This window comes from Granulibacter bethesdensis, from assembly GCF_001889525.1.
Classification (GTDB): domain Bacteria; phylum Pseudomonadota; class Alphaproteobacteria; order Acetobacterales; family Acetobacteraceae; genus Granulibacter; species Granulibacter bethesdensis_C.
Map to the genome: position 1 here is coordinate 1,448,106 of NZ_CP018192.1, position 14,208 is coordinate 1,462,313.

At 58.0% G+C, this 14,208-nt stretch carries 8 protein-coding genes and 1 tRNA gene; 5 read left to right on the forward strand and 4 right to left on the reverse strand.

The genetic code is table 11. The features are described 5' to 3' along the window. Positions 1-239: 239 nt before the first annotated feature. From clpP to GbCGDNIH6_RS06695, 4 genes are all read right to left on the reverse strand, one after another. Positions 240-887 carry an ATP-dependent Clp endopeptidase proteolytic subunit ClpP gene (gene clpP / locus GbCGDNIH6_RS06680; RefSeq protein WP_025286713.1) on the reverse strand — a complete coding sequence of 216 codons (648 nt, stop codon included), beginning with the start codon at positions 885-887 and terminating at the stop codon, positions 240-242. 351 nt (positions 888-1,238) lie between these two features. Then, positions 1,239-2,573: a trigger factor gene (tig, locus tag GbCGDNIH6_RS06685; RefSeq protein WP_072563303.1), complete on the reverse strand. Its 1,335-nt coding sequence runs from the start codon at positions 2,571-2,573 to the stop codon at positions 1,239-1,241. 68 nt (positions 2,574-2,641) lie between these two features. Then, a tRNA-Leu gene (locus GbCGDNIH6_RS06690) sits at positions 2,642-2,726 on the reverse strand. Between the two features lie 140 nt (positions 2,727-2,866). Next, positions 2,867-4,363, reverse strand: a complete 1,497-nt coding sequence (locus GbCGDNIH6_RS06695) for a bifunctional ADP-dependent NAD(P)H-hydrate dehydratase/NAD(P)H-hydrate epimerase (RefSeq protein WP_072563304.1) — start codon at positions 4,361-4,363, stop codon at positions 2,867-2,869. A 187-nt stretch (positions 4,364-4,550) separates the two neighbouring features. Here GbCGDNIH6_RS06695 and GbCGDNIH6_RS06700 point away from each other — a divergent pair, with 187 nt between their 5' ends. The 5 genes from GbCGDNIH6_RS06700 (at position 4,551) to GbCGDNIH6_RS06720 (ending at position 14,202) form a co-directional block, all read left to right on the forward strand. After that, complete coding sequence (locus GbCGDNIH6_RS06700) at positions 4,551-5,000, forward strand: CopD family protein (protein ID WP_072563305.1); 450 nt, start codon at positions 4,551-4,553, stop codon at positions 4,998-5,000. Between the two features lie 189 nt (positions 5,001-5,189). After that, positions 5,190-6,650, forward strand: coding sequence for an efflux transporter outer membrane subunit (locus tag GbCGDNIH6_RS06705; RefSeq protein ID WP_072564420.1), 1,461 nt, complete (start codon positions 5,190-5,192; stop codon positions 6,648-6,650). Continuing rightward, positions 6,647-7,888, forward strand: coding sequence for an efflux RND transporter periplasmic adaptor subunit (locus tag GbCGDNIH6_RS06710; protein ID WP_072563306.1), 1,242 nt, complete (start codon positions 6,647-6,649; stop codon positions 7,886-7,888). The genes GbCGDNIH6_RS06705 and GbCGDNIH6_RS06710 overlap by 4 nt, the downstream gene beginning before the upstream one ends. Next, a complete protein-coding gene (locus GbCGDNIH6_RS06715) occupies positions 7,885-10,998 on the forward strand; it encodes an efflux RND transporter permease subunit (protein WP_072563307.1) in 3,114 nt (1,037 codons plus the stop codon). The genes GbCGDNIH6_RS06710 and GbCGDNIH6_RS06715 overlap by 4 nt, the downstream gene beginning before the upstream one ends. Positions 10,999-11,001: 3 nt before the next feature. Then, complete coding sequence (locus tag GbCGDNIH6_RS06720; RefSeq protein ID WP_072563308.1) at positions 11,002-14,202, forward strand: efflux RND transporter permease subunit; 3,201 nt, start codon at positions 11,002-11,004, stop codon at positions 14,200-14,202. The last annotated feature ends 6 nt before the right edge of the window (positions 14,203-14,208 follow it).

The following is a 14,208-nucleotide window of genomic DNA, read 5'->3' on the forward strand; positions in this document are numbered from 1 at the left end:
GTTAGCCTAGCCGCGCATTTCAGCGGGAACAAGCGCTGCAGGGAACATTCCAACGGGTCTGACCTTCTATATGGTACGCCCGCACTCTTTAGTGACATTAAAAGAAGTTTACGTATTCTTGCGGCAAAGTCGACCGTGTCGGTATTGCCGCATTCTGTCGCTAGATGGAAACCGGATGGCCAAGTGCAAGACCAAGCCATCACGGTTCTTTGACAAAGTTTGGCAACAGCCGGCTTTATTCAGCTTTTGCTGCTATCAGGGGTAGAAGAAACAGGACGACGCTCGACCACCTGATCGACCAGACCAAAATCACGCGCTTCCTCGGCGGACATATAGGTATCACGCTCCAACTTGCGCTCGATTGCCTCAATCGACTGGCCGGTATGGCGGTTGTAGATTTCGTTCAGCCGCTTGCGCAGCGTCAGGATCTCGCGGGCCTGAATTTCAATATCCGTTGCCTGACCCTGCGCACCGCCAGAAGGCTGGTGCACCATCACGCGCGCATTCGGGAGGGCAAAACGCTTGTCCTTCTCACCCGCGCAAAGCAGCAGCGATCCCATCGATGCCGCCTGACCGATGCAGACGGTGCTGACCGGGCTGCGGATGTACTGCATGGTGTCGTAAATCGCCAACCCGGCACTCACAACGCCACCTGGGCTATTGATATAAAAGGAAATTTCCTTTTGAGGGTTCTCGCTCTCCAGAAACAGGAGCTGGGCGCAGATCAGAGCACTGACCTGATCGTACACTGCACCAGTCAGGAAGATAATCCGTTCCTTTAGCAAACGGGAATAGATATCAAAGGACCGCTCCCCCCGTGCAGTCTGCTCGACCACCATCGGCACCAGAGTGTTGCTGTAGACCTCAACGGGATCGCGATCCCTCATGTTCTGTATCCTTGCATAGACAGAGCCTACATCCACCGGGGACGTGTTCCGGTTCAGACGCATGACTCCATGGCTGAGCGACACCGCTGCTTCAGTCAAGTTGAACCGATTCTGATGCTGCCGCCAAGACAGGGGCACATCATTCAGATCAAAATAAAATATTTTCTTTTAAAATCATATTGATGCGACGTTTTTTCAAGAACGGTGACAGGATAAGATATTGGACATCTCCGAAAACAGCATCCCGAAATCCATAAAAAAATGGCGTGACCAGATTAACCGGCCACGCCATTTTATTATGCTTCGATTCCCCTCTCTGCCATCAGGCAGCGAGAGGAACTATGGGATCAATCAGGCCATCCCGGCAACGTCTTCATCTGCATTCAGCTCTTCGATACTGACGATCTTGTCATCGACCTTGGCCGTTTCCAGAACAAAATCAACGACCTTTTCCTCGAAGATCGGGCCGCGCAGGCTATCGATCGCCTGCGGGTTCTGGCGGAAAAAGTCCAGAACGGCCTGTTCCTGGCCGGGATAACGGCTGGCTTCGGCACGCATAGCACGGATCAGCTCATCATTGCCAACCTGAACACCGTTCACGCGACCAATCTCGGCCAGCAGCAGCCCCAGACGCACGCGGCGTTCTGCGATCTTGCGGTAATCGGCGCGCAGCGTGTCCTCATCCTTGCCCTTGTCGTCCTCGTCCAGCCGATCAGCCTTGCGGTCGGCATCAACGCGCTGCCAGATCTGGTTGAATTCGTTTTCCACCAGAGTCGGCGGCACTTCGAAAGCGGCCTGATCTGCCAGAGCATCCAGCAGGGCGCGCTTCACGCGCAGACGGCTGACCTGATCATATTCGTTCTGGATCTGCTGGGTGACGATCTCCCGCAGCTTTTCCAGACTGTCGAGGCCCAGCTTCGTGGCGAAGGCATCATCGATCACCGGAGCAACAGCCTTTTTCAGGGCCTTGGCGGTGATTTCGAACTGGGCCGGCTTACCAGCCAGCTCCGGTACGCCATATTCTTCCGGGAAGGTCACGTCGATCACACGGGTTTCACCCACGGACAGGCCTTCCATCTGCTCGGAAAAACCGGGAATGAAGCCGGTTCCGGCGATCTCGACATCCATATCGGTGCCGGTGCCGCCCTGGAATGCCACACCATCGGTCTTGCCGACGAAATCCACGGTCAGGAAGTCGCCTTTCTGCGCCGGACGCACTTCCTCGACCGGCTCCAGATTACGCTGGCGCTGAGCGATTTCCTCCAGAGCCTTGTCGACCGCTTCACCGCTGGGTTCAGCCTTGAGGCGGGTCAGGGATACGGAACCCAGATCAGGCAACGTGATGTCAGGCAGCAATTCCAGCTCGACCTTGAATTCGACATCCTGATCGAGATCGACGCGCACCAGTTCCACCTTCGGTTGGAGAGCAGGGCGCAGGCCGCGCTCGCTGACCATGGTCTGAGTCGCTTCGTTGACGGTTTCTTCCAGCACTTCCGTCTCGACAGAACGGCCATAGCGCTGACGGACCAGCGTCATCGGAACCTTGCCAGGGCGGAAGCCGGGAAGCTTCAGAGTCTTGGCCAGTTCGGCCAGACGGCGCGTCCGGCGCTCCTCGATATCAGTGGCCGGCACCTGAACGGTGAATCCGCGCTTCAAGCCCTCGGAAAGGGTTTCGGTAACCTGCATCGACCGGGAGTCCTACCCTAAAAAATTGACGCCAGCCCGGTATGCACCGTTACGTAGCGGTGATCGGCTGGTGCGGGCGGAGGGACTTGAACCCCCACGACTTGCGTCACCAGAACCTAAATCTGGCGTGTCTGCCAATTTCACCACGCCCGCGCCGTACCCGTACACCGGGTGGCCCGTACACAAAGCAGCATGCGGGCCAAGAAGCGGCGGCTTTAGCGCAGGCCGTGCAAACCCGCAATGCCATGAGTGGCCTAAAGCGCGCTGAAAGGGTTTTCGCCCTTTGATTTTCGCTAAAAACGACGCAACGGATGCTCTATTCGGTTTCTGGCATCGGCTTCAGCATTGGCCAGGCACGGGATCAGATCCTCCGCACACATGCCCGGGCCTGCCAGAGCGGCAGCCCGGCCATGCAGAAAAACGGCGGCACAGGCAGCCTCCCATCGCTCCATGCCCTGCGCCAGCAGAGCCGCCACGATACCGGACAACACATCCCCGGCACCTGCCGTACCCAGCCAGGGCGGAGCAGACGCATTAATGGCCGTCCTCCCATCCGGGGCCGCAATGACTGTATCCGAGCCTTTCAGGATGATCACCGCATTGGTCTGCACAGCCGCCTCACGCGCTGCCTTCAGCTTATCGCCGCCGATCGCACCGAAGACGCGGGTGAACTCGCCTTCATGCGGGGTCAGCACTGCCGTGCCCTCCAGACGCAACGGATGATTGGCCGCCCAGGAAAACACTCCGGCATCCGCTACGACCTGACGGCCTGCATCCACCAGCTGGCGCAAGGCTGCTCCGGCAGCTTCCGGCTCCAGCCCCGGCCCGCAGACCCAGACATGACGGCGGCGATCCTGAAGCAGAGTGGCAATTGCTTCATCCGTCACGATCAGGCCCGACTCACCGAAGCGGTAGCCCCATGCGGCTTCACGTCCCGTAGCGATGGAAACCAGGCCAGCCCCTGCCCTGCGTGCGGCGGCACTCGCAAGACGGGCCGCACCCGGCATGGTCGTCCCACCCAGAACGGTGACATGCCCACGTGAATATTTGTGCGATTCCGCTGTCAGAACCGGCAGGTGCCATAAGGCGGGACCATTCAGCCAAGCATCGGCAGGGATGCCGTTCAACACAGCCTCCGGCATACCGATATCGGCCAGAATGACCTCTCCGCACAGCGACTTCCCCGGCATCAAATAATGCCCCGGTTTGCAGCGGACGAAGGTTATAGTCGCCTGAGCCTGAGTGACTTTGCCCATCGGTTGGCCGGTTGCCCCATCCAGACCACTGGGTACATCAACGGCAATGACCCGCCCGTCTGCCTTCGCTGCTGCATCACCCAGTGTCTCTGACACGAACGAATCGAGCGGTTTCGACAATCCGGCGCCGAACACGGCATCGATGACGAGATCATATTTCCGGATTGCTTCTATGCCCGTCGTGATAACCGGACCATTCCACCGCGAAGCCGCCCGAGCCGCATCACTGCCGGGTCGTGGAGGCAAAAGAGCCGCGACCGTAACCGGCCAACCAGCCTGTTGAAGCTTTCGGGCGGCAACATATCCATCGCCGCCATTATTGCCCGGCCCGGCCATAACCAGCACGCGGCAAGGAGAGGCGAATCTTCTCACCAGCCGTGCCACCGCGGCGCCCGCATGCTCCATCAGCCCGGAACCCGGCACATCCATCCGCGTCGTATCCAGAAGAGCCGCCTGCCGATCAGCCAGCGCCATCGAATGAGGCGTCAGCAGCGCATGGCCAGGCAAGGCAGAGAAACCGTTGACACCATTCACATCTCGATTTCCTGAACAACAGTACCTTAACAGACACGGACAGAGCAGAATTCTGCTGCCATCATCCTGTCATAAAAACCGGCTATTTTTTCTGAAGAAATCATCGCCGGGAAGAGTGCAATCGGCTACGTCTCGCCTCCATGGTTTTCGGTCCGCTGTGCCAGCTTATATCAAACGGGGTTGCGACATGTTGAGTTCTGTTCTGCTGGCCATCCATCTTCTGGGGACCGTGCTGTGGGTGGGCGGCATGATTTTCGCCCTGTTCGTGCTGCGGCCCAACCTCATTCTCATTCAGCCTGCCGAACGGGCCGCCTTTCATATGGCCGTGCTGGGACGGTTTTTTGCCATTCTGCGACTGGTCATACCGGCGATTCTGCTCAGCGGGTTCATCATGAGCTTCAGCCTTTACGGCTCTTTCGCCCGTGCACCATGGCAGGTGCATGTCATGACACTGACCGGCCTGATCATGGCTTGTGTCTACGGTGCCATCCTGAGCGGACCATGGCGCAGCCTTCAGAATGGCGCCACCCCTCCTGTCAGTGCTTTTGACCGGATCAGGCGACTGGTACACGTGAATTTCGGCCTGGGTTTCATCACGATCATTATTGCGTGCACCATCCGGACCTATATCGGTTGAAAGGGATCATGGCGGGATAGACATATTCCCGTTACAATTTCTCTGTTCCCTTACACCCCGTCTCTATTGGCCACTCTCTGGAAACGCGTGCCAAGTATTACGCCTTCGCCCTCAGCCGAACGGTATTATCCCATGCTTCGGCATCAGGGATTCCTGTTCCTTGTCCATCAGCCGGAAGCACGATCACGTATGGCGGTAAGAACATGGGCACTGGGGCCGTTTCTGGCGGCTATTTTGGGGGCCTGTTCGCTCGGGCCCAGCTGGAAATCCCCAGATTTGGATATCCCCGCCGCTTTCCGTGCCACCCCTGCCAGCGCACAAACGGCCTGGCCATCTGCCGAATGGTGGCGTGACTTCAATCAGCCGGAACTGACGGAGCTGATGGAAGAAGCCAAGGCACGCAATTTCGACATCGCCGCCGCCATTGCCCGTGTCCGTCAAGCCGATGCACAGGCACGCGTCTCCGGTGCACCATTGTTACCCGCCTCATCCTTGTCCGGAGGCCACTCATGGAATCAGACGGCACGGACCAAAAACGGGGCATCCGGCGTATCCGTCGGGGCGGGCAACACCATCCTGACACCCGGCGAGCATACCAATGAAGTCCGGCAATATAACATTTCTGATACGATCAGTTATGAGCTGGATTTCTGGGGCAAAAATCGTGCGACTTTCGAGGCCGCAAAGGAAAGTGCCCAGTATAGCCGCTTCGATCAAGCCACCGTGGCGCTGACGACGACAGCCGCTGTCGCCACCACCTATTTTAATATTCTGGGCTTCCAGGCCCGTGTCGCCATTGCCGAGGACAATCTGCGGCAAAGTGAGGAAACACTGAAGGTCATCCGTGCCCGTTTCGAGGCAGGCACTGCCTCTCTGCTGGATGTCTCACAACAGGAAGCACTGGTGGAGGGATTACGCGCCAACGTCCCGGCACTCCGTTCCCAGCTGGAACAGCAGGTGATCAGCCTCGGTCTGCTGGTGGGTCGGCCGCCGGAAATGGTCTCCGTCAAAGGAGGATCGCTGGAACAGGCGACCATCCCCCAACCAGCCCCCGGTCTACCCGTTGATCTGGTGGCGCGGCGGCCAGATATTGCCGCCGCCGAAGCGCAGCTTGCCTCCGCCAACGCCAATATCAAGGTTGCAAGGGCGAAGTTCTTTCCCTCTTTTACTCTGACAGCCAGCGGGGGGTTTCAGGCCTTGACGATGGCCTACCTGTTTACACCCCAGGGGCAGATTGCCAGCCTCAGCACCAGCGTGGCCCAGACGGTTTTCGATAACGGCGTTCTGTTCGGTAATCTTGATATTGCCAAAGGCCGCTATGAAGAGTTGCTCGCGACCTATCGCAAGACCGTGGTGCAGGCTTTCACCGATGTGGAAAATGCCATCACCTCCTATCGTTATGCTACTGAACAGGAAGCGATGCAGCGCAAGGCCGTGGAGGTCTCCCGCCGCGCGGCCGATGTAGCGCGCGCCCAGCTTCTGGCCGGAGTGATTGATGTCACTGCCCTGTTGCAGGCGCAGCAGACCTTGTTCAGTAATCAGGCCACTCTGGCTCAGGTCAGACTGTCGAGATTTGAAGCGGTCATCAATCTCTACAAGGCCCTTGGCGGTGGCTGGACCCGCTTGCCCGCTCCCGGACACAAGATATGAAATTCCGTACTTTTGCGATCTGGCTGCTTCTGGTTGCCACTGCGGGAAGCGGTGTTTACTGGCTCGTCAACCATGCAAAACAATCCCGGCAGCATCACGCTGGTGGAAGGCCCATGCAGGGGGGTGGCAGTCATGCCGTGGTTGTAAGAACCGCGGACGTCATAACGCAGGACATTCCGGTTTTTCTGGACGGCTTGGGAACCGTACAGGGATTTTACACAGTTACGGTTCAGCCGATGGTCAGCGGCCCATTGCTGGAAGTCCGCTTTACCGAAGGTCAGGATGTCCACCGTGGCGATATTCTGGCACAGATCAATCCCCGTGCTTACAAAGCGACCCTCGACCAGTATATCGCCAAGAAAGCGCAGGATGAGGCCAATCTCGCCAATGCGAAGCTCGATCTGAAACGCTATGAGCAATTGGGGCGGAACAACTACACCTCGGCCCAGACACTGGCCACCCAGCGTGCCACGGTGGCGCAGAACGAAGCACTGGTGAAGCAGGATCAGGCCCTGATCGACGGGGCCCGCACCAATCTGGACTGGACCACCATCCGCGCCCCGATCGATGGCCGCACAGGATTGCGACAGGTGGATGTCGGCAATCTGATCAGCAGCAGTTCCACCAACGGTCTGGTGGTGATCACACAGATCGAGCCGATCGCCGTTATCTTCACATTGCCTCAGCAGGTTCTGCCCAGACTGATACGCGCCATTCAGCATGAAAATGGTACGCCTCTGTCAGTGATCGCCCTGCCGCAGGGGAATGCAACAGGTGGCGAGCGCCCGGATGATGCGGACGTTCTGGATACAGGAACACTCACCGTGCTGAACAATCAGGTGGACAGCACCACCGGCACGGTAAAGCTGAAAGCCGTGTTCCCGAATAAAAATCACCTTCTCTGGCCCGGTGGTTTCGTGAATGCCCGTCTGCTGGTGGAAACTTTGCATGGTGCCATCACAGTACCGCCGCTGGCGATTCAGCACGGACCGAACAGCGCTTTTGTCTGGATCGTCAACAAAGATAAAACCGTTTCAAGGCGTACTGTCACAACCGGCCAGGAAAACCAGAGTGCGATCGTGATCAAGGACGGTCTGCATCCAGGCGAAACGGTCGTGCTGGACGGTGCATCCCGCCTGACTGATGGCGCGACCGTCAGTATCGCCACGGATCAGCCACCCGGACAGACACCTCCCCAACAGAAGCCTCATCCGCACGGGAACAGGCCGCACGGATGAGTATATCCGCGCCCTTTATCGCGCGTCCGATCGCAACCTCCCTGCTGGCGGTTGCGATGATGCTCGGTGGATTGCTGGGTTATCTCTGGCTGCCGGTTTCCTCTCTGCCGGAGGTCGATTTTCCGACCATACAGGTGATGACCCGTCTGCCTGGTCTCAGCCCTACCGGGTCCGCCCTCCTGCTGACAGCACCGCTGGAGCGCCAGTTCGGGCAGATTCCCGGCTTGACAAGCATGATCTCCACCAGTGCCGATGGAATCAGCCAGATCACGCTGCAATTCGATCTGTCCCGCAACATGGACAGCGCTGCACAGGATGTTCAGGCTGCCATCAATGCCGCCAATGGAACGCTGCCGGCAAATCTGCCCTATCCGCCGACATATTCAAAAATCAATCCGGCGGATGCGCCGATCCTGTCTCTCGCCCTGACATCGGGGACTGTACCACTGGATGCGATCGCAGATATTACCGATACTGTTCTGCAACCAAAACTATCGCAGCTTCCAGGCGTCGGACGGGCCACCATTCAGGGGAGCCTGCGCAAGGCCGTACGGATCAGGCTGTTGCCGGATCGGCTGGCAGCGTACGGTCTGTCTCTGGAAGATGTCCGCAATGCGGTTTCCAATGCGAATGTAAACGGCGCAAAAGGCGGCTTCGACGGTGCTGAACGCTCCATCCAGCTAGGCGCCAATGATCAGCTTGTATCGCCGGATGCCTATCGTTCTCTGGTCATCGCATGGCGCAATAACGCACCCGTCCGGCTGTCGAATATTGCCAGCATTGTGAACGGACTTGAAAACGATCATGTCGGGGCATGGGTTCTTCGCAGCGGAACACAGCAGTCAGCCGTCGTACTGGATATCCAGCGCCAGCCCGGCGCCAATATCGTCGCAACCGTCGGCGCAATCAGGGAAGCCCTGCCCGAATTACAGAACGCTCTTCCGGCAGGCGTACAGCTTTCCATCATTGCGGATCGTACCGACACCATCCGTGCCTCTGTCACTGAGGTCGAGATCACACTGCTTCTGTCGATTTTTCTGGTGGTCGCGGTGATCTATCTGTTTCTGGGTTCGCTGCGGGCGACAATCATCCCCGGCATTGCGCTGCCGCTTTCCCTGATCGGCACGTTCGCGGTGATGTATGAGGCTGGATACAGTCTCGATAATCTTTCCCTGATGGCGTTGACCATCGCGACCGGTTTCGTAGTCGATGATGCCATCGTCATGATCGAAAACGTAGTGCGGTACATCGAGCGCGGCGTGCCTCCACTTCAGGCCGCTTATGACGGGGCACGGCAGATCGGCTTCACCATCATATCGCTGACAGTCTCGCTGGTGGCCGTGTTCATACCGCTGCTGTTCATGTCCGGTGTGGTAGGGCGACTGTTCAAGGAATTTGCCATTACGCTCACCGTGGCGGTGGTTGTCTCCGCAGTGATCTCCCTGACATTGACCCCGATGATGTGTGGCAGATTACTGCGCCCCCTGCATGAAGAAAGGCCCGGTCTGCTGCCACGTCTGTTCGAGCGTGGATTTTCCGCCTGTCTGGAGGTCTACCGCCGCACGCTGCATATCGCTCTGGCACATCAGGGCGTGGTACTGCTGATTGCCTTCTCGTCCCTTGCCATCACCATCCTCCTTTATGTGATGACTCCGAAAGGATTTCTGCCCGCACAGGATACCGGGATCATCACGATCGTCACGGAGGCCGATCAGAGCGTTTCCATCAAGCGTATGGGCACCCTGCAAAACAATGCCGCCCGCCTTCTGGCCAAGGATCCGGCCGTGGAAACGATCACGTCTCTGGTCGGGGTCGGTACGACCAATGCCACGCCAAATACAGGCCGCTTGACCGTCGTACTGAAACCGCCCGCCTTGCGTGATCCGGTGCTGGAAGTGATGGACCGGTTTCGCATCATCTTCGCACATCAACCCGGCCTGACGGCGTATATGCAGGCACAACAGGATATCCAGATCGGAACCCGTATCACCCGTACCCAGTATCAGTACACCATTATTGATACGGATGTGAGGGAACTTCAGCAATGGGCACCTCGTCTGCTGCATGCGCTGAAAGCATTGCCGATGTTGCAGGATGTTGCTTCTGACCAGCAGGATCAGGGCAGCGCGATCATGATTACTGTCGACCGCGCCGCCGCCATGCGGCTTGGTATTACCGTGCAGGCAATTGAGGATACGCTGTATGATGCTTTCGGGCAGCGGCAGATCTCCACCATCTATGCGCAGTCCAACCAGTATCGCGTGGTGCTGGAATCCGACCCGGCGTGGCAGTCACTCCCGGATGTGCTCAATCGTCTGCGTGTGCCGGGACAGAACGACACGCAGGTTCCGCTGGCGGCGGTGGCAACGCTTGCTCCGGTCAGCGCACCGCTCGCAATCACCCATCAGGAACAGTTTCCCTCGGTCACTTTCAGCTTCAATCTGGCACCGGGCATATCCTTGGAACAGGCCATGAGCAGCATCTCGGCCGCCAGTCTCCAGATCGGAGTGCCGGAAACGATTGCCGGTTCCTATGCGGGTGATGCGGCCGAATTCCAGCGCAGTCTGGCCAGCGAGCCATGGCTTATCCTTGCCGCCATCATTGTGATCTACATCGTGCTGGGCGTGCTGTATGAGAGCACCATCCATCCTGTCACGATCCTCTCCACGCTGCCTTCCGCAGGCATCGGCGCGCTTCTGGCCCTGATGGCGACCGGAACCGATCTTTCTCTGGTTGCGCTGATCGGCATCGTGCTGCTGATGGGGATCGTCAAGAAAAACGCGATCATGATGATCGACTTCGCTATCGAGGCGGAGCGGGATCGTGGGCTTTCCCCCGCCGCAGCGATTGAAGAAGCCTGCCTGCTGCGCTTCCGTCCCATCATTATGACGACAGCTGCCGCCTTGCTGGGGGCACTGCCGCTGGCGCTCCAGCATGGAGCCGGATCGGAATTACGCTATCCGCTGGGCATCACCATCATTGGGGGCCTGCTGCTGAGCCAGTTGCTGACCCTTTATACCACACCGGTCATCTATCTGATGATGGAGCGTGTGCGCATTCGCCTCAACCATGGCCGCAAGCCCGGTCCGCTGGATCTGCCGGCAGACTGAGCGATGAATGTCTCCCTGCCTTTCATCCTGCGCCCGGTGGCAACGATCCTGCTTTCCATTGGTATTCTGCTGACCGGGATCATCGCCTATCGTTTTCTGCCGGTTTCCGCGCTGCCCAGCGTCGATCTTCCCGCGATCGTGGTGTTCGTCAATCAGCCCGGTGCCGATCCGGAAACCATGGCAAGCTCCATCGCCGCACCGCTGGAGCGCAGACTGGGAGAGATTTCAGGTGTCATGGAGCTGATTTCCACCAACTCCACCGGTGCCAGCAGTATCGTTGTGATTTTTGATATCGACAGAAGCGTCGATTCCGCCGCGCAGGATGTGCAGGCCGCCATCAATGCCGCCCGTGCTGATCTTCCATCCGATCTTCCGGTCAGCCCTTTCATCCGCAAATTCAATCCTGCTGATGCACCGGTGATGATGATCGCGCTGACCTCCGACAGCCATACCATTCGCGAGCTGTACGATCTGGCAGACAGCATGCTCGGACAGAGACTGGCTCAGGTGAACGGCGTCAGTCAGGTACAGATTAATGGCGCGGAAAAACCCGCTGTTCGCCTCAGTGCTGATCCTATGCGTCTGGCAGCGGCCAGCCTGTCCGGACAGGATCTGTATAATGTTGTTCGCAATACGAATGTCACCCAGCCAACTGGTGTCATCGAAAATGGGGAGGTGCGCCGCGCCATCCTGATCAACGGCCAGATCGATGATGCAGAATCTTATCGGAAGGTCGTGCTGAAGGCAGCCAATGGTGGCTTTCTGCGTCTGGGAGATGTCACCGATATTATAGATGGCGTGGCGAATACGCGGCTTTCCGCCACCAGTAATGGAAAACCTGCGATCCTGCTGCAGATTTCCAAACAATCGGGCGCCAATGTCATCGAGACCGTTGATGGGATAAAAAGAATCCTGCCCCAGCTTCGCTCCTGGCTTCCCGGCGATATCAACATGTCGATCGTGGTTGATCGCACCGGCACGATCCGCGCCAGCGTCGATGATGTACAGTTCACATTACTGATCAGTGTGGCGCTTGTTCTGATGGTCGTGTTTGTGTTCATGCGCCGCCTGATGCCGACCATCGCCGCTGCCGTGACTGTGCCACTTTCCATTTCCGGGACGCTGGGGGCCATGTGGCTGTTGGGCTACTCGCTCGATAATTTCTCGCTGATGGCTATTACCATCGGGGTCGGTTTCGTGGTCGATGATGCCATCGTGATGATCGAGAATATCGTCCGTCACATGGAAATGGGCAAAAGCCGTCTTCGCGCCGCCATCGACGGAGCCTCCCAGATCGGCTTCACCGTCATTTCCATTACCCTGTCCCTGCTGGCAGTGTTCATTCCGATCATCTTCATGCCGGGCATACAGGGGAAGCTGTTCCACGAATTCGTCATGACGCTGAGCGTCAGCATTGTCATTTCCGCCGTGGTATCCCTCACCCTGACCCCCATGCTCATGGGTGTGTTTGGACGACAGGTTCATGCGCTGGATAATCCCCTGCTACGGCGATGGGATGAGCGCGTGGAACACCTGCTGAACGGGATCGAGCGGTTTTACCTTGGAACTCTTGGCTGGGCGCTGAAACATTCCATTCTGATGCTGCTCAGCATGGTGCTGACGATTGCGGTCACCGTCACGCTATACCGCACTATCCCCAAAAGCTTCCTGCCCATTCAGGATACCGGCCTGTTGCAGGGAACCACGATTGCCAGGCCGGATATTTCCTATGCTGCCATGCGCGATTTGCAGCACAGGGCTGAAGCGATTATCCGCGCCGATCCTGCCGTCTTGAATGTGGATGGGCGCGTCGGCGTCTCGAACGGCTTCAACGCGCTCAATCGAGGCATGATGTATATTCAGCTGAAGCCGCTGGAAAAGCGCCATGTTTCGTCAGAACAGGTGATCGCCAGGCTCAGGCCGAAACTCGGCACCATTCTCGGACTGGAGACATTTCTGCACTCCTCACAGGATCTTCGGATGGGTGGCAGAGAGGATTCCGGACAGTTCGAATATGTCCTGCAGGCAGATGATATCAGGGAATTGCGCAGCTGGGCACAGCGTTTACAGAAACGCCTGCAGAGCGTGCCAGAGATTGCGGATGTCTCCTCCGATCAGGATCATGCCGGACCGGAAATTGATATCATGATTGATCGTGATACCGCTTCCCGTCTTGGCACCACTGTCAGCAGGATTGATTCCGCGCTGAACAATGCTTTTTCACAGCGACAGATTTCACGCATCTATACCGATCGTAACCAGTATCAGGTGGTGCTTCAGGCGCTGCCCTCGCTCCAGAGCAGCCCGGCTGGGCTGAACACGTTGTATGTTCCTGCCACCAACGTCAACGGCACCGCGGCCCCCGCCACAGCCAGCCGCGCCACGCTTCAGAACGCGACGGGACAGGTTACGCTGGGCAGTGCAGTCGGCGGCACACAGATCGGCGGTAATCAGGTGCCGCTGATGGCACTGGCCCATACACAATACACGACCGCCCCCCTCTCCATTGATCATGAGGCCGGTTTTCCCTCAGCATCGCTCAGCTTCAACATCAAGCCTGGCATTCCGGTCAGCACTGCTCAGGACGCCGTTCTGGAAGCTGTGCGTTCGCTCGGGATGCCCGCCAGCATACGCGGAGAGTTCGGCGGTAATCTCGCTCTGTTCAAAAAAGCCGGACAGGCAATGCCTTTTCTGCTGATCGGCGCACTGGCAGCCATCTACATCGTGCTGGGCGTTTTGTATGAAAGCCTCATTCAGCCGCTGACGATCCTCTCCACACTGCCTTCGGCGGGGCTGGGTGCGCTGATCGCACTGCTCCTTGCAGGGGTTGATCTCTCCCTGATCAGCATTATCGGCATCGTGTTACTGATGGGGATCGTCAAGAAAAACGGCATTATGCTGGTAGACTTCGCACTGGAGCAGCAACGGGATGCCGGTCTGGATGCCGCCAGCGCCATCCGCGAAGCCTGTGCCGAACGGTTTCGCCCGATCCTGATGACAACACTCGCAGCCTTGCTCGGCGCAGTGCCGCTGGCATTTTCCTTCGGCACAGGCGCAGAGCTGCGGCAGCCGCTGGGTATTTCGATCATCGGCGGCCTGATAGCCAGTCAGATACTGACGCTCTATACCACACCGATCATCTATCTGGCGCTGGAAAAGCTGGCCAGACGAGGCAAACCACGCCCGGCCATTGATCCTTCCTGAACCTCG